This is a genomic window from Candidatus Microbacterium colombiense (assembly GCA_029203165.1).
GTDB classification, from domain to species: domain Bacteria; phylum Actinomycetota; class Actinomycetes; order Actinomycetales; family Microbacteriaceae; genus Microbacterium; species Microbacterium colombiense.
In genome coordinates this window covers 1,667,028-1,684,126 of sequence record CP119308.1, presented here as the reverse complement: position 1 = coordinate 1,684,126, position 17,099 = coordinate 1,667,028, and the positions used below count along the sequence as shown (strand labels likewise).

The window sequence follows — 17,099 nt, the reverse complement described above, 5'->3', positions numbered from 1 at the left end:
GTGACATGATCGACACGTGCAGGAGAGTGAACCGACCGCGTCGACGGCAGGAGTCTCCTTCGTGATGCCGGTCCTCAACGAACGGGCGTATCTCCGCCACGCCGTGGAGTCCGTCCTGGCACAGGACCTCGATGTGCCGGCGGAACTCGTGCTGGCACTCGGACCTTCCACGGACGGCACCACCGCACTCGCGCATGACCTCGCTGCCGCCGATCCGCGCATCCGCCTCGTCGAGAATCCGGCCGCGCACATCCCCGTCGGCCTGAATGCCGCCATCCGCGCGAGCCGATACCCGACGATCATCCGGGTGGATGCCCACTCGGAGCTTTCCGCCGGCTATGCGGCGCGCGCGCTGGCCACTCTGGCCCGCACCGGAGCCGCCAACGTCGGCGGCGTGATGCATGCGGAAGGGCGCACGCCGTTCCAGAAGGCCGTCGCACGGCTCTACAACTCCCCCGTCGGGCTCGGCGGCGGCGCATACCACGGCGGCGCCAAGGAGAGCGAGGCGGAATCCGCATACCTCGGTGTCATGCGCCGCGACGTGCTCGACGAGGTCGGGCTGTTCGACGAATCGATCCGCCGCGGTGAGGACTGGGAACTGAACCTGCGCATCCGTCAGGCCGGGCACCTCGTGTGGTTCGACCCCGATCTCTCGGTCACGTACTGGCCGCGCGAGAGCTGGGTGCGGCTGGCGAGACAGTTCCGCGCGACCGGGGCCTGGCGCGGCGAACTCGTGCGACGGTTCGGCCGTCGCAACGGACTGCGCTTCTTCGCCCCGCCGGCACTCGTGCTTCTGCTCGCGGCTGCCGTCGTGATCGGCATCCTGCAGGTCACCGGTGTCATCGCCGGCACGGCGTCGCTCATCGCCGCCGTGGTGTACGCGCCCCTGGCCGCCTATCTGCTCCTCGTGCTCGCAGTGGCGCTCGCGCCGGGCGGGGGCGGCGCGCGGCAACGGATGTGGACGCTTCTCGTGCTGCCCACGATGCACTTGTCGTGGGGATCCGGATTCCTCATCGGCGTGCTCCGCGGCGCGCGGGACACGGTCGATGCCTCGCGACTCGGGACGCAGAACACCCCGCTCCCCTGACCTGTCGTCGGATCCGCAGCTCGGCGTTGCCTTCAGCCTCGGAGCATCACCTGCTCAGCGGCTGAGGAGTCCCTGGTCGAGAATGCGATCGACGACGCGTTCGGCGGCGTGGCCGTCGTCACGGACGTTGAACTGCGCACGCCACGCGTCGTACCGTGCCGCATAGGTGCGCTCGTGGTCCGTGTCGGCCAGGGCGGCCGCGAGCTCGTCCTGCGTTCGCACCAGCGGTCCCGGTGCCCGATCCGCGAGGTCGAAGTAGAAGCCCCTCAGCGTGCCGCGGTAGTGATCGAGGTCGGGCACCAGGAAGTACATCGGCTTGCCGGTCACGCTGAAATCGAACATCACCGAGGAGTAGTCGGTGATCAACACGTCTGCGGCGACGAGCAGTTGCGCGGTCTCCGGGTAACCGGTCACATCGATCACCCGCGCGCCGGCGCGATCGCGCCCCTGCTGGAGTGTGCGCGAGTGCCCTCGCACCAGCACCACTGCGTCGGCCTGACGCGCGAGCTCCTCGGGGTCGATGAAGTCGACCATCTCCTGCCGGTCATCCCGCCAGGTCGGCGCGTACAACAGCACGCGCTCGCCCTCGTCGATACCGAGTGCGCCCCTGATGGACGCGGCGTCGGCTACGGCGAGCGCGTCGTTGCGCGGGTAGCCCTCGACCCAGATCGGCCGCCCGAAGAACGCATACGCCTTCTTGAGGATGCGCGCGGAATAGGTGTTCTGCGCGAGCAGGATGTCCCAGCGCCGTGACTCCTTCACGACGGCGGCCATCCGCCGGGGGTCGAATCCCGGACGATGCAGGGCGAGGCGTTTGAGGGGCGTGCCGTGCCAGGTCTGCAGCACCTTCTGATCGGGCTTGCGCGCGAATCTGCGGCGCAGCCAGTCGTTGACGATGAGGAGTCGTGCGGCGCCGCGCGCCCGCCACCACTCCGGGCTCCCCTCGACCACGGCGATCGCTCCCTCGGGAACCGCCACCGAGAGATCGACGACACTCCAGTACCGACGCACCGAGGGCGCCTTCGCCGCGATCTCCCGGTCGAGCGCCTGCGGGTTGCACCCGACGCTGCGCCCGTAGAAGCTCTCGAAGAACACCGCGTTCTCGGTACCGCCGAGTTGCGCGACGTAGCGCTCCTCCAACGTGGACTGGCCCTCCGCCGACTCGTAGATCGGATCGATCGGAGCCGCGATCCACACCGTGTCGCCGTCGACGGCGACACGGACACCGCTCAGCACCGTCGGAGCGAGAGATGCCTCAGCAATATCAGCGCCGTCGATGCGCAGCTCGTACTCCCCCGCGGGCAGTGGCAACGACGGTCCGCCCCACCGCGAAGCCTCGAGCGCGAACGTGGCCTTCCAGGTCTTGCCACCTCCGGTCACACGCCCCTCGACGCGGGCGCGCGGCCCGACGAGGTGCGCACCGGTCGGACGCTGCCCGGTGCCTGCGATGACCAGCGACTGCGTCGCCTCATCGATCCGGGCCGTTGTCATACTGCTCCCTTCGGCGCAGGTACTCCCCGCGCGCGGAGTGCCTGATACACCCGCTCGGTGTTGCGCCCGTCCCGGTACGCATGCATCCCCGCGCTGAGCGTAGCGGAACGCTCGGCGCGTGCGGCGTAGGCGCGGGAGTCGGACAGGAGTTCCTCGAGCTGCGGGAGGAGCGTCTCCCACTCCCCGGCCACATCGTCGCCGGCCACATCGTCGAACCGCCCGTAGAACCCCCGAGTCTGCGCGTACTCGATGGCGTCCGGCGCGAGGAACAGCACGGGCATGGCGAGGAGCCCCACATCGAAGGCGAGCGAGGAATAGTCGGTGACGAGCACATCGACGGCGGGAAGCACCGGTGTGACGTCGGCGAGGACCGCAGAGTCCAGCGTGCGAACCCGTCGGCTCGGAAGCGGAGGCGCGTACCCTCCCCCGCCGAGCGGATGCGAGCGCACGAGCAGCACGGCGTCGTGGGCCTCGAGTACCCGCACGATCCGCACCCAGTCCGCAGCGCTGGGGATCGCCGGGTCGGGAGCCCCATCACGCCAGGTGGGCGCGTACAGGATCAGACGTGCAGCCGCGGGGAAGCCGTCGAGCGTGGCGTGCAGAAGCGACACCGCCCGGTCTCGCCGTTCGGCGGGCGGCAGCGCGGACAGCACGTCCACACGCGGCTCCCCGGTCACCACCACGCGATCGTCGGGCAGTCGGAACGCGGATTCGAGGCGACCACGCGAGCGGTGCGAGGCCGCGGGCAGCACCCGGATCCGCTGCGCCGCCACGCGGTACAGGAAGCCGATGAGCCGACGCAGCTGCGCGGCGCCGGGAACCCGGGGAACCTGAGTGGTCGCAGGCGAATCGAGCCCGATGCGCTTCAGTGGGATGCCGTGCCAGAGCTGCACGATGAACGCGCCACCGTTCGCGTAGCGATTGACGTCGCCGAAGCCGTGGGTGACGATGAGCACCCCGGCGCGCGCTGTCGCCCACCAGCCACGGAGTCCGTTCTTGCGGACCGTACGAATGCCGTACGCGGCTGCCTCGCGGTCTTCGCGATCAGAGGAGGTGAGCCAGATCGTCCGGTGACCGACCTCGGAGGCGAACCGCTGCAGCGCGAGAGCTCCGTCGCCGATGCCCGCGCCGCACCCGAACACCCAGGTGCGTCCGCGCGGCACCATCAGGGTGCCGATGCGTCCTGCGGCATAGAGCGGGACCCGGAGCAGTTTGGCCGCGTTGCCGGTGCCGAAAGAGAAGGACGCCACCCCGCGAGCCTATCGCGCGGGTGGCGTCCTTCTCTGAGAGCGCGGGGGTCAGCCGGCGAGTTCGCCCAGAGTGACCTCGGCCTCGTACTCCTTGCCGCCGCGGTTGTAGGTGACCGTGGCCTTGCTGCCCGCGGCGGCTGCCCGCACCTGAGCGGTGAGGTCGGTCGCACTGGTGATCGGCACACCGTTGAACGCGGTGACGATGTCGTCGGCCTTCAGGCCACCGGCCTTCGCAGCCCCGCCGTCGGTGACCTCGGCGATGTAGGCGCCGGAGACGTCGGCACCCTCGATCGAGGAGGCGTCGCGGACAGACGCGCCGAGCAGTCCGTGCGTGGCGGCGCCATCGGCGATGATCTCCTCGGAGACGCGCTGGGCGATGTTCGACGGGATCGAGAAGCCGACACCGATGGAGCCCGATTCCTCGGAACTGCCCGAGCTCGCGATGGCGACGTTGATGCCGATCAGTTCACCCTTGCTGTTGACCAGTGCACCGCCCGAGTTGCCGTGGTTGATGGCGGCATCCGTCTGGATCACGGCGATCGAGATGCTGTCGCTGCTCGACTGCTGGCCGGAGCCGGGCAGATCGAACTGGAACGGTCCCTGCTGCCCCTCCTCGGGCGTCTGCTCCTGCGGGGCGTCTTCCGACGACGAGTCCGGCAGGGCCGAGGAGGCGATCTGGATGCTGCGGTTCAGGGCGCTGACGATACCCGTCGTCACCGAATTCGCGAGTCCGAGCGGGGCTCCCAGCGCGACCGCGGTGTCGCCGACGTTGAGCTTGGACGAGTCAGCGAAGTCGATGGGTGTGAGCCCCTTCGCATCCGTCAGCTTGATCACGGCGAGGTCGTAGATCGGGTCGGTTCCGACGACGGTCGCGGTGTAGATGTGACCGTCGGACGTCGTGACACGGATCGTGGGATCGGCGACGGCTCCGCCCAGCGTCACCACGTGGGTGTTCGTGAGCACGTAGCCGTCGTCGCTGATGATGACGCCCGAGCCGCTGCCGGCTTCGCTGGATCCCGAGACCTCGATCGTGACCACCGAGGGAAGCGCCTTGGAGGCCACGGCGGTGGTCTCGTTCACGGAACCCGGGTTGTTCACGGTGACCGTCTGCGGCCCCTCCGCGACGCCGTTCGAGGGCGAGTCGCCGACCGCGTTCCAGATCGCACCGCCGCCGAAGCCGGCGATGCCGCCGACGAGGGCTGCAGCCACGACGAGAGCGGCGACCTTGACGCCGCCGCGCGGCTTCGCATCTTTGACCTTGGTCGGCGAAGACGGCTCACTCACGCCGAACGCCGCGCCGAGCGGAAGCGTGCCGTCGAGCGGCTGCGTCGGCTGGGTGTGGGTGGCGGCGCTGGGGATGCCGAACGCCGCTCCGGACGCGGTGGCGGCCGGTGCCGCGAACGCGGAAGTCGATGACGGTGCGGCCGGATGCGGCACCGCCGGGGACGTCTGCGACGTGAACGTCGGCGGAACCTCGTGCCCGGCGTTCGCCGGTGCAGCGACGGGCTGCTCCGCGGCCGGTGCGATCGGATCGATCGGGCTCTCGGGGGCTGCGTTGGCGGCCGAGGTGTCGGTCGAGTCCGCTGCCGGGATGGACGGCACGTCGGGTGCCGAGTTGTCCTGAGTGTTTTCCTCGTTCATGATGTGCTCCTTCAACGACGCTCCCTCAGACTGACGCCTGTGTCTGTGCGTTTCTTATGGCGAAGGTGAGTTTCCGCTATGGCCTTAGCCTGTTCTTCATGAGTGTCGTACCCGGCGCATGGCGTCGTACAGCTGAGGGCGCCGGCCTGCTCGCGAGTGACGGATCCGTCGCACCCACCATCTTCGCAGAGATGTCCGCCGCAGCGGCCAGAACCGGTGCCATCAATCTCGGCCAGGGGTTCCCCGACGAGGACGGACCCGCGGAGGTCCTCGAGGCTGCGCGCGCTGCGATCGCCGACGGCGTGAACCAGTACCCGCCGGGGCGTGGCTTCCCGGACCTTCTCGCGGCGATCAGCGAGCACCAGCGGCGTTTCTACGGCTTGGAGGTCGACCCGGCGCGGGAGGTCATCGTGACCGCCGGAGCGACTGAGGCCCTCACGGCGACTTTGCTCGCGCTGATCGACGGCCCGGAAGACGAAGTGGTGGTCTTCGAGCCGTACTACGACTCGTACGCGGCTGCGGCAGCTCTCGCCGGCGCGACGCTGCGGACGGTGCCGCTGCACGCCCCGGACTTCCAACCGGATCTCGAGCGTCTCGCCACAGCGGTGACGGATCGCACGCGGATCATCCTGCTCAACGATCCGCACAACCCCACGGGCACCGTGTTCACGCGGGAGGTCCTGACGGAGATCGTCCGTCTCGCCGAGCGCCACGACGCGGTGATCGTGACCGACGAGGTGTACGAGCATCTGGCGTTCGATGTTCCGCACACGCCCATCGCGACGTTGCCCGATGCGGCCTCACGCACGCTCACCATCTCGTCTGCGGGCAAGACATTCTCGGCGACGGGCTGGAAGATCGGATGGGTGCACGGTCCCGCTGCTCTGATCACGGCGGTGCTGACGGTCAAGCAGTACCTCACGTACGTCAACGGTTCCGCCTTCCAGCCGGCGATCGCCGTCGGGCTCCGACTCGATGATTCGTTCTTCACACGTTCAGCGGCGACGATGGCGCACAAGCACGCCATCCTCGGCGTCGGTCTGCGCGCTGCCGGGTTCGACGTCATCGCCCCCCAGGGCGGCTACTTCACCGTCGCGGATGCGACCGCTCTCGGCGGTGCCGACGCCGCCGCGTTCTGCCGTGCGCTCCCCGAACGGGCCGGCGTCGTCGCCATCCCGCTCACCGCCTTCGTCTCGCACGCTCGGCGCGACGAGTACGCCGGCCTCATCCGGTTCGCCGCGTGCAAGCGCGTCTCCGTAATCGAGGACGCAGTGGCGCGCCTGGCGGCGCTCCGGAGCTGAACGGGGCCGTCAGCGCGGCACGACGGCATAGCGCCGTACCCGCAGCGACGGGTTGACGGCACGCACTCGATCGATCGAGGACCGATCGACCACACCGACGGCGATGCCCTCGGCGGTCCCGACTCCGGCCACCACGACGCCCTGCGGATCGATGACCTGCGAATGCCCCACGCCGATGGGTGTCGGATGGTCCGCGGCGATCACGAACGCCGTGTTCTCGATGGCGCGAGCCGCGAGAAGCGTCGTCCACTGGAACTCCTTGAGCGGCCCCCTGACCCATTCCGCGGGAACGACGAGGGCGTCCGCCCCGGCATCCATCACGGCGCGCGCCACCTCCGGGAAACGCAGGTCGTAGCACGTCATCAGACCGAAGCGCAGCCCACCCACGTCGAACACGGCGGAGCCGCCGAGCTCGCCCGCCTCCACCCAGTCGGACTCCGTCTGCCCGAACGCGTCGTAGAGGTGCTGCTTGCGATACGTCGCGAGGATCCCGTCGCCGCGCACAGCGACGACGGTGTTGCGCACTCGGCCGCTGTCAGCGGCCCGCTCCGCGAGTCCGGCGACGATGACGACCGCGAACTCGGCGGCCAGCGCGATCAGCGTCGACACGAAATCGCCGTCGAGGTCCTCGGCGTTGTCGACGAGGGTGTGATCCATCGGGTCGACGAAATAGCTCGAGTACTCCGGGAACACGACGAGCCGAGCGCCACGGCCGGCTGCCTCGGCCGTGAGCGCCGACACGCGATCACGGTTGCCCGCCCGCGACGAGGTCGGTGCGAACTGGCAGACAGCGACGGGGATCGAGCGGTTCTCAGACATGCGTCCCATCCTCTCCCATCGGGCGAACCCGCGCCCCGATTCGCGCACTCCGAAAATCCATGCTAGGTTTACTTCTTGTGCCGCGGGGTGGAGCAGTTCGGTAGCTCGCCGGGCTCATAACCCGGAGGTCGCAGGTTCAAATCCTGTCCCCGCAACAAAATGAAGGCCCGGATCCGCAAGGATCCGGGCCTTCTGCTTTGCCCGGACGACTCCGTCTTCGCACTTCGCACGGTCCACTCCTCGAGCGTCCCGCGCGGCGCGCACGCTGCGCAGAGGGCCAGGAGCCCCTCTCAGCGCCTCTACGCCGCTCCGGCACCCCTGATCACTTGCCCGCCGTTCGATCGCGGTAGAGACAAGAATGGGCGCCCCCGAGGGGACGCCCATTCTTGGTCATGCCGGTGAGGATCACTTCCCCGCGGCCGCCTCCAGCTCGAGGAGCTGCTCGACCGCGGCGGTGAGCCGCTTGTCGGCCTCGGCGAACTTCTCGAGGTCTCCGGCCTTCAACGCGCTGTCACGATCGAGCAGCGCCTGCTGCGCGGCGGACAGGGCCGTGGCCTGCTCATCGCTGGGCTGCGTCGGCGTGGTGCCGGTGTCGGGCTCGGTACCCGGGTCGGTCTCCGGATCCGTCGGCTCGACCTCATCATCGCCACCGGTCGCGCCGGAGTCTCCGCCGAAGAGCGCGTCGAGCGCCTCGGTGAGGGTGTCCTCGAAGGCGACGCGGTCGCCGAAGGCGACCAGCACCTTCTGCAGGCGCGGGAGCTGCGTACCCTCGGACGACTGCACGTAGACAGGCTGCACGTAGAGCAGACCGCCACCGACCGGAAGCGTCAGCAGGTTGCCGTAGATGACCTCGGACTCACCCTGCTGCAGCAGGTTCAACTGCGGCACCACCGAGGTGTCGGAGTTGTAGGTGTTCTGCACCTGGCCGGGACCTGGCACCGTGGTGTCGTCGTTGATCTCGAGCAGCCGCAACTGCCCGTAGCCATCACCCTTCACGCCCGCCTCGGAGCCGGCATCCGAATCCACGGCGAGGTACCCCATGAGCACGTCGCGAGTGCTTCCCGCGCCCTGTGAGGCGGGGATGAACGTCGAGAACATGGAGAAGCGCGCGGAATCCTGACCGGGCATCTTCATCGTCAGGTAGTAGGGCGGCTGCAGCATCGCGTCACTGCGCGGGTCGTTCGGCGTCTGCCACCGGTTGTCCTGCTGCGCGAAGGAGTTGGCGTTGTCGATGTGGTAGATCCCGAGCACATCGCGCTGGACCTTGAACAGGTCGGTCGGGTAGCGCACGTGGCTCATCAGCTCGCCGGACATCTCGCTGATCGGCTTGATGGTCGACGGGTAGACGTTCTGCCAGGTCTTGAGCACCGGATCCTTGGCGTCCCACGCGTACAGCGTGACCGAACCGTCGTACGCATCGACGGTCGCCTTGACCGAGTTGCGGATGTAGTTGATGTCGTCGATCGCGAGCGTCGGCGACGGCACGTTCGAGTCGGCGATCGCGTCCGAGAGGCTCACGCTCGTCGAGTACGGGTACGTCGAGCTCGTCGTGTAGCCGTCGACGATCCAGACGATGCGGCCGTCCACCACGCTCGGGTACGGGTCGCTGTCGAGCTCCAGGTACGGTGCCACCTTCTGCACGCGCGTCTTGGGATCGCGGTCGTAGAGGATCTGCGAGTCCTCGTTGACGAGGTTCGAGAACAGGATCTGCTCCGACTGGAACTTCAGCGCGTACAGCAGCTTCGTGAACGTGTCGCCGATCTTCGGCCCGCCGTCACCGCTGAAGGTCGTCTTCGTCTCGTTCGAGCCGTCCTTGCCGCGCGGGTAGTCGATCTCGGCCGGAGCCGACGACTCGGGAGCGCCCGACGATCGAGTACTCCGGGGAGTTCTCTCCGAAGTAGACGCGAGGCTCGAAGTTCTCCCGGTCGGTCAGGAACCCGGCCGACGGGATGCCGCGCTCGAGGAACACCGGCTCACCGTCGGTCGTGCGCTGGTTGCCGGCGGCGGCGACGAGGCCGTAGCCGTGCGTGTAGACGGCGACGCGGTTGTTCCAGTTGTCTCCGTCGCCGAGCTTGGTGATGTCGAGATCGCGGACGGCGACGACCGTGTCCTGCATCTCGCCGTCGATCTCGTAGCGGTCGACGTCGAGCGTCTCCTCGAACTGGTAGTACGCGCGGTACTGCTCGAGCTGGCGCACCGTCGGGCTGATGACCTTGGGGTCCATGATGCGGATGGACGCCGTGGTGTCGGCGTCCTCCCGCAGCTGACCGGCCTCGGCGTCCGTCTCGGCCTGGAACGTCGTGGTCTCGAGATCGGCGACGTTGTAGGCCGCCTTCGTGCCGTCGATGTTCCGCTGGTAGTACTCCGCCTGGTAGGCGTTCTGGTTCGGCTTGACCTGGAAGGTCGTGACGACCCAGGGGTATCCGACGCCGACGACGAGCGACGCCACGATGAGCAGGGCGGTCGCGGCCAGCGGGAAGCGCCAGCGACCGATGATCGCCGTGACGAAGAAGAGGATGGCGACGAGGACCGCGATGATCGCGAGGATCGCGAGACCGGGGATCGTCGCGTTGACGCCCGTGTAGGCGGCACCCGTGATGCGGTCATCCGGAGTCGACGAGCGTCTTGTAGCGGTCGAGCCACAGGCTCACGGCCTGCACGAGGAGGTAGAGGCCGGCGATGACGGCCAGCTGGATGCGCGCGGACTTGGAGATGCGCAGCTCACCCTGCCCGACCTGCACCGCGCCGTACAGGTACGACACGAGCGCGGTGACGAGCAGGCAGAGCAGCAGGACAGCCGGACACGAACGCGAGGAGCATCGAGTAGAAGGGCATCGCGAACATGTAGAAGCCGGTGTCGATGCCGAACTGCGGGGTCGACCGTGGAGGTCGCGACGCCGTTGGCCCAGAGCCACACGGTCTTCCAGTTGCCCGCGGCGGCGAAGCCTGCGAAGAGGCCGAAGAAGATCGGCATGCCCCACATCGCGAGGCGACGGAGCGGCTCGATGACCTCCTGGTAGCGGTCGAGCTGCGAGCTCAGTCGCACGTAGACCGGGCCGCAGTCGGTACGCGAGCTGGATCGCGACGAACAGCGGCACCGCCATTCCGAGGAATCCGACGACGAACATCACCGCCGTCGCGATCCACTGCGTCGTGAGCACCTCCGGTGAATCCGACCTGGTCGAACCAGAGGAATTCGGTGTAGAGGGAGGCGAAGACGAAGAACACTGCGATGAGTGCGGCGATGATCACCAATGAGATGCCGAGAATACGTCGGGACGTTCGAGGCGTGGCCGGGTTCTGTGCTGAGTTCGAGGTCACCCTCCCATCCTAGGCACGCCTTACTGGATGCAGGCTGTCTTCCGGATCACGGGGAGGTCACGACGCGGTGCACGCGGGCAGCGAGGCCACGTCGCCGTCGTCGGCGATGACCGCGAGCGCATCGAGCGATTCCTCGAGCGTCGCGGTGCGGATCACCTGAAGACCGTCAGGCACGTGTCCGACGACCTCATCGCAGTTCGACGCGGGCGCAAGGAAGTACTCGGCACCGGCATCCCGCGCGCCGTACAGCTTCTGACGGATGCCGCCGATGGGACCGACCGTGCCGTCCGCCTCGATCGTTCCGGTGCCCGCGACGTTCTCGCCACCGTTCAGCTCGCCCTCGGTGAGCGTGTCGATGATGCCGAGCGCGAACATCATGCCGGCGCTGGGGCCGCCCACGTTGTCGAGCTGGATCGTGACATCGATCGGGAAGTCGTAGTCCGTTCGCAGGGTGATGCCGATGAGCCACGTGGAGACGTCGCCCTGCGTGCGCTTCTCCGGCGTGATCGAGACGTTCCGCTCTTCTCCGGCGCGGAGGACGGTGAGCTCGATCGTGTCGCCACCGGCATCCTGGATCTTCTGTCGCAGCTGCTTCGCCGACGTCACCGCTTCGCCGTCGATCACGGTGATCACGTCGTCGGGTTCGAGGATTCCGGCGGAAGGCGTGTCGGCGACAGCCTCGACCACGACGACCTCCGCACCCGTGTCGTAGCCGAGCTCGTTCAACGCCGCAGCCGTTGCCTCATGCTGCGAATCGACCATCAGGGTCGCATTGCGTTCGTCGCGCTGCTCGCTCGTGACGCCCTCGGGGAAGACCGAGTCCAGCGGCACGACCGCGCGGGAGGAGTCCATCCAGGCGAGCGCGAGCTCGAACCAGCTGGGCGTGCGCTCGCGGTTCCCGACGACCTGCACCGTGGTGAGGTCGAGGGTGCCCGCGGTCTCGAACGTCTCCGCTCCCTCGATGCTGATCAGCGGCACCTGCTCGCCGTCGGTGCCCGCCGCCGTGCCCAGGGTGTCGTAGACCGGTCCCGGCCGCTGAATCACGTACGGCGTGGGCAGGAAGGTGAGCACCACGAGCGCGATGAGCGCCACGATCATCGCCCAGACTCCGAGTCCGAGCTTCACAGACCGCGTTCGATCCACAGCATTCCTCCATCGTTCGCGAGCGGCGTACAGCGATCTGCCCATGTCGGGCTCACCTGCGGAAACCTGTGACTAGCGTAGATCCCGCAGGCTTACGGCGTACTGAGAGGGCGATCGACATGACCGACAACGACCCCACCCCTGAGGACTTCCAGGAGTTCCTCCGACGGATGCTGTCCGGTCAGGGCGGTGGCGACATCGATCCTGAAGCCCTCCGCGGCGCCCTCGAAGGCATGGACGGCCTGCAGTTCGACCCGGCGATGATGCAGACGATCATGTCGCAGCTGCAGGGTGCCTTCGGTGGCGACCCGTGGGAGAACGCGTTGCGGCAGGCGCTGCACATCGCGAATCGCGACGGCCTCGGCATCACCGACGGCTCGCGCACCTCACTCGTCGACTCGTTCGCCCTCGCGAACCTCTGGCTCGGCGAGGCGACCACGATCTCCGAGCTCTCCGAGAACCCCACCGCCATGACGCGGGGGGAATGGGTCGAGAAGACACTCCCGGTGTGGAAGGAGATCGCCGGTCCCGTGTCGACGAGCATCGCGGATGCGCTGACCAGCGCCCTCGACACGCAGGTTCCCGAAGAGATGCGCGGAGTGGTCCAGGGCGCGGGCAAACTCATGCGCGGCCTCGGCGGCTCCGTGTTCGCGGCGCAGTTCGGCCAGGTGCTCGGCAACCTCGCCCTCGAGGTCGTCTCCGGCGGCGATGTCGGTATTCCCGTGCTGCCGGCGGGGACGGCCGCGGTGATCCCGCAGAACCTCACCGCATTCGGCGAAGGACTCGAGATCCCCGAAGACCAGATCGCGCTCTACCTCGCGACCCGGGAACTGGCCTACGCCCGCCTCTACCGACACGCCAAATGGTTGCACCTGCACGTGATGGCGCAGATCACGGACTTCGCCCGGGGTGTGACCGTCGATGTGGACGCCCTGGAAGACGTCGCGAGCCGCCTCGATCCGTCGAACCCGGAGGAGTTGCGGGCAGCGATCGAGGGAGGCGCACTGCTTCCCGCTCAGACCGAGGCCCAGCGCGAATCCCTCGCCCGGCTCGAGAACCTGATCGCGATGATCGACGGATGGGTCGACGTGGTCACGGCCGACGCGACGTCACGGCTGCCCGACGGTGGACGGATCGCCGAGGCCGCACGCCGGCGCCGCGCCGTCGGTGGTCCGGCGGAAGACGCTCTGGGCGCTCTCGTCGGATTGAAGCTGCGTCCGCGGAGGATCCGCGAGGCATCCGCGATGTGGCAGACGGTGACCGAGGCCGTGGGCATCGCGGGGCGCGACTCGCTCTGGGACTACCCCGACCTGATGCCGACAGCACAGGACATCGACGACCCCACCGCTCTGGTCGCGCGTCTCCAGGCGGCCGCGCGCGGAGAGCAGCCCGTGGCCGATGAGTTCGACGAAGCCCTGGCCCGGCTGCTCGACGGCGACGATTTCCAGGGCGATGACGCGAGCGGGTCCGAACCCGCATCCGGCGAGGCAGACTCGGCGGACTCGGATGACGAGCGACCGGATGACGAGCGACCGGACGGGGAGCGCCCCGTCTGAGCGCGGCTCACCCCGGCGACTCATCCTGCCCGTCGACTCATCCTCCCCGGCGGCGCATCGGCGGAAGTTGTCCACCGATGCGCCTCCCCCGCCCCATGACCGCGGGCGGTTACGCAGAATCAGGGAATGCCTCCGCTCTCCCCCGCCCTACTGACCCGTCTGGATCCCGCGTTCCCGCTGCTCTGGCGCGACGCGGACACCCTGCAGCTGGGCATGGACGGCGATGTGACGGTGTCCGCGAGCGCCGACTGGGTGGAACTCCTGCTCAGTCGCATGCGCACCGGCTTCCGACGGTCCGCGTTCGATGTGATCGCGCACGCACTCGGCGCGCCGCGGGCCGAAGCCCGGCAGCTTCTCGCCCGGGTCGATCGATACCTGGTCGACGAAGCGCCTCGGTCGTCGGACGCGTGGATCGAGGCGATCGACCTCACCGACGGGCGTGCGGCTCATCGCATGCGAGAGGCGCTGAGCGACGAGGGCATCACCATCAGGGATCGGCCGTCGCAGGGCGATGTCGCGATCGTGCTCGTGCGCGGCCAGGCCGCGGCCGTGCAGTTCGCCCGCCTGCTTGGCGATGACAGGACCCACCTCCCCGTCGCGTTCGAATCCGGCCGCGTGACGATCGGTCCTCTGGTCGTTCCGGGCCGCTCTCCTTGCCTGTCCTGCCGAGACGGTCACGAACGCGACCGTGATCCCGCCTGGCCGCGACTGCACTCCCAGTTGATCGGTCGCGATCCCGGGCCGCTCCGTGCCGCGATGGTCGCGGGCTCCGCGGCGCTCGTGGCCACGTTGCTCCGCGGCGATGATCAGGCGGGTGACGTCGTGACCCTCACCGCGGACGGCTCCCGCGCGTCGCATTCGGTGACGTTTCACGAAGAATGCCGGTGCCGCGAGCAGTCGTTCCCATCTCAGCGAGAAAGCGCGATGGTGCGCGTTCTCCACGCCCGGCCGACCGCGACCACGTCAGATCCAGCGTTCGCGCGGCGCGCGTGACCCCGACATAGGCCAGGCGGCGTTCCTCGTCGATGGCCTCGAAGTTCGTCGCGTAGGAGATCGGGAGCGCCCCCTCCGCCCATCCGGCCAGATGCACGTGCGCCCACTCGAGACCTTTCGCGGCATGCAGCGTCGAGAGGGTGACCGTGCGCATCGTCGGCTCGTGCTGGTCCTTCGCTCTCGCCATCAGCGCATCGCTGAATCCACGCAATGTCGCCTCGGGACCGGCTTCTTCCGCCAGCCGCAGCAGCGCGCGTCGCGCCTCCCACCCGTCGCGTTGCGCTCCGCCCGCCACCGGAGGCTCTTCCGTGAGGCCGAGCTCGCGCAGCACGCGCAGCACGCCCGGGAGGAACCCGTGCTCCGTCGGCGCGACGGCCGCAGCTCGCAGCGCCAGAATCGCCTGACGCACCTCGGGCATCGCGAAGAATCGCGTGCCGCCGAGGACGGTCGTGGCGATCCCCTGTTCGGCGAGCGCCTGCTGGAGGACACCCGACTGGGCGTGCGCCCGGTACAGGACCGCGATGTCGGACGGGGAGGCGCCCCCGGCGATCCGCTGTGCGATGGCCGCAGCGATGCCCTGGGCCTCTTCGGTCTCGGTGTCGTACGCCGTGACCGTCGGGGCATCGGCGGTGAACTGCTCCCTGGCCGGCACGAGCTCGAGGGCGCCGGGGCGCCCGTGCATCAGTGCGTTCGCCGCCGTGAGGATCGGGGCTTGAGAGCGGTAGTTCGTCTCCAGCCGCACGACGGTCGCATCGGGATGGGTGCGCTCGAACTCGAGGAGGAACCGCTGCTCGGCACCCGCGAACGAGTAGATGGTCTGGCTGGCGTCGCCGACCACGCAGATGTCGTGCCGATCGCCGAGCCAGAGATCGAGCAGACGATTCTGCAGCGGCGAGACGTCCTGGTACTCATCGACCGTGAAGTGACGATACTGCTCGTGCACGGAGGCGGACACGCGGGGTTCGGCTTCGAGCATCCCGGCGCAGGCGAGAAGTACATCTTCGAAATCGAGTTGACGGCGTTCGTCCTTCAGCACTTCGTATCCGCGTTGGAGTTCCACCAGCTGCTCGGTGTCGACACCGTTCACCGACCGTCCGAGCTCCGCGTGCTTCTCGATCGACAGCATCGACACCTTGCGCCACTCGATCTCGGACGCGATGTCTCGGAGCGTCGCCGTGCTGCGGCGCAGACGGAGGCCGTCGGCGACCTGCCCGAGCATCCGCACCTTGTTGTCGATGATCGCGGGAGCGGGCGACCCGGCCAGGGTCGGCCAGAAGAAGTTCAGCTGTGCGAGCGCGGCGGCGTGGAACGTGCGAGCGGCGACCCCTTCGACGCCGAGTGCGCGCAGGCGCCCGCGGAGCTCACCGGCGGCCTTCGCCGTGAAGGTCACCGCCATCACACGCGCCGGCGAGTAGGCGCCCGTGTCGACACCGTGCGCGATACGGTGCGTGATCACCCGCGTCTTCCCGGTCCCTGCCCCCGCCAGCACCGCGACGGGTCCACGAAGGACGGATGCCGCCGACCGCTGCCGTTCATCGAGCGCGTCGAGTGCGCTCACGCCCGTTCCTCGAACCACGAGACGATCAGCGCCCTCGCGATCGACGCGGGTCCGGGCAGGCCGACCGGCCCATCGCCGGCCAGCGCGGTGCCGATCTCAGCGCGGGTGAACCAGCGCACGTCGATGATCTCCTCGCCATCAGGTCGTGCCGCAGACTCGTCGTCGACCACGCCACGGAAACCGATCATGAGGGAACGAGGGAACGGCCATGCCTGCGAGGACACGTAGCGCAGCGCCGACAGCCGGACGCCTGACTCCTCTTCGATCTCCCGGTGAACGGTGGACTCGAGAGACTCTCCCGCCTCCACGAAACCGGCGAAGCAGGAGTACATGCGTCCGCCCCAGTTCGCGTTCGCGCCGAGGAGCAGTCGATCGCCGTCCGCGCTCTCGACGGCGACGATCACGGCGGGGTCGGTGCGCGGGAAGTGCTCACGACCGCAGACGAGGCAGCGGCGAGACCAGCCGCCCTGGCGCAACGCGGTCGCGCCACCGCAGTTCGGGCAGAAGCTCGCGTCGCGCAGCCACCCGGCCATCGCGACCGCTTCGACGAGGATCTCGGTCTCGATCGCGTCGATGCGACCGCCCAGATCACGCAGTCCGAGCCAGATCTCATCGGGAGCGGCATCGACCGAGGCGGTCTCCGGAGGCACGGCGGCGAGAAGCAGCACCGTGCCGTCCACATCGCGGCCGAGAAGAGCCCACTGTGCCTCCCCGACGGCGTCGGCCGGAACACGCAGCAGACGCGACTCGACGACGCGGATCCGCCCTTCGCGCACGACCACGACCCTCGTCGATGCGTCAGCGCGCAGTCGATCGAGAACGTCAGATTCCTCGCGAAGCTCGGCGGCGCGGTCGAGAGACGAACGGTGAATGGTCATCGACTCCCTCTCTCACGGGCGTGGCGGAGGCGGGACCGCCCCTGAGCCGACCTACCCTAAG

General features: G+C 68.6%; 11 protein-coding genes, 1 tRNA gene and 1 pseudogene. 4 read left to right on the top strand and 9 right to left on the bottom strand.

Going from position 1 to position 17,099, the window contains the following annotated elements:
- Positions 1-64 precede the first annotated feature (64 nt).
- Positions 65-1,087: a glycosyltransferase gene (locus tag P0Y60_08100; GenBank protein ID WEK62879.1), complete on the top strand. Its 1,023-nt coding sequence runs from the start codon at positions 65-67 to the stop codon at positions 1,085-1,087.
- Positions 1,088-1,141: 54 nt separating this feature from the next.
- On the opposite strand, the gene P0Y60_08095 is transcribed toward P0Y60_08100, so the two are convergent.
- From P0Y60_08095 to P0Y60_08085, 3 genes are read right to left on the bottom strand one after another with little or no spacing between them, the layout of a single operon-like run.
- Positions 1,142-2,578: a CDP-glycerol glycerophosphotransferase family protein gene (locus tag P0Y60_08095; GenBank protein WEK62676.1), complete on the bottom strand. Its 1,437-nt coding sequence runs from the start codon at positions 2,576-2,578 to the stop codon at positions 1,142-1,144.
- Positions 2,575-3,828, bottom strand: coding sequence for a CDP-glycerol glycerophosphotransferase family protein (locus P0Y60_08090; protein ID WEK62675.1), 1,254 nt, complete (start codon positions 3,826-3,828; stop codon positions 2,575-2,577). Before P0Y60_08090 ends, P0Y60_08095 begins: the two co-directional genes overlap by 4 nt.
- Positions 3,829-3,876: 48 nt before the next feature.
- Positions 3,877-5,469, bottom strand: a complete 1,593-nt coding sequence (locus P0Y60_08085; protein WEK62674.1) for a trypsin-like peptidase domain-containing protein — start codon at positions 5,467-5,469, stop codon at positions 3,877-3,879.
- Positions 5,470-5,567: 98 nt separating this feature from the next.
- On the opposite strand from P0Y60_08085, the gene P0Y60_08080 reads away from it, so the two are divergent.
- Positions 5,568-6,770 carry an aminotransferase class I/II-fold pyridoxal phosphate-dependent enzyme gene (locus P0Y60_08080; protein ID WEK62673.1) on the top strand — a complete coding sequence of 401 codons (1,203 nt, stop codon included), beginning with the start codon at positions 5,568-5,570 and terminating at the stop codon, positions 6,768-6,770.
- Between the two features lie 9 nt (positions 6,771-6,779).
- Here P0Y60_08080 and P0Y60_08075 read toward each other — a convergent pair whose 3' ends face one another.
- Positions 6,780-7,589: a carbon-nitrogen hydrolase family protein gene (locus P0Y60_08075; protein ID WEK62672.1), complete on the bottom strand. Its 810-nt coding sequence runs from the start codon at positions 7,587-7,589 to the stop codon at positions 6,780-6,782.
- An 81-nt stretch (positions 7,590-7,670) separates the two neighbouring features.
- Between P0Y60_08075 and P0Y60_08070 the strand changes: the two genes are divergently transcribed.
- Positions 7,671-7,744, top strand: a tRNA-Met gene (locus P0Y60_08070).
- Between the two features lie 250 nt (positions 7,745-7,994).
- Here the strand turns inward: P0Y60_08070 and P0Y60_08065 are convergent.
- Together P0Y60_08065 and P0Y60_08060 are read right to left on the bottom strand one after the other, a co-directional pair.
- Positions 7,995-10,910, bottom strand: a pseudogene (locus P0Y60_08065) (UPF0182 family protein).
- Positions 10,911-10,967: 57 nt separating this feature from the next.
- Positions 10,968-12,053, bottom strand: coding sequence for a PDZ domain-containing protein (locus P0Y60_08060; GenBank protein ID WEK62671.1), 1,086 nt, complete (start codon positions 12,051-12,053; stop codon positions 10,968-10,970).
- A 119-nt stretch (positions 12,054-12,172) separates the two neighbouring features.
- Between P0Y60_08060 and P0Y60_08055 the strand changes: the two genes are divergently transcribed.
- Positions 12,173-13,609: a zinc-dependent metalloprotease gene (locus P0Y60_08055; GenBank protein ID WEK62670.1), complete on the top strand. Its 1,437-nt coding sequence runs from the start codon at positions 12,173-12,175 to the stop codon at positions 13,607-13,609.
- A gap of 147 nt (positions 13,610-13,756) precedes the next feature.
- On the opposite strand, the gene P0Y60_08050 is transcribed toward P0Y60_08055, so the two are convergent.
- The 3 genes from P0Y60_08050 to nudC are packed head-to-tail and all read right to left on the bottom strand — an operon-like array spanning position 13,757 to position 17,038.
- Positions 13,757-14,467 (bottom strand): hypothetical protein, encoded by a 711-nt coding sequence (locus P0Y60_08050; protein ID WEK62669.1) that lies wholly within the window; start codon positions 14,465-14,467, stop codon positions 13,757-13,759.
- Positions 14,439-16,160 (bottom strand): ATP-dependent helicase, encoded by a 1,722-nt coding sequence (locus P0Y60_08045; protein ID WEK62668.1) that lies wholly within the window; start codon positions 16,158-16,160, stop codon positions 14,439-14,441. Before P0Y60_08045 ends, P0Y60_08050 begins: the two co-directional genes overlap by 29 nt.
- A complete protein-coding gene (nudC, locus tag P0Y60_08040; GenBank protein WEK62667.1) occupies positions 16,157-17,038 on the bottom strand; it encodes an NAD(+) diphosphatase in 882 nt (293 codons plus the stop codon). The genes P0Y60_08045 and nudC overlap by 4 nt, the downstream gene beginning before the upstream one ends.
- Positions 17,039-17,099: the final 61 nt, after the last annotated feature.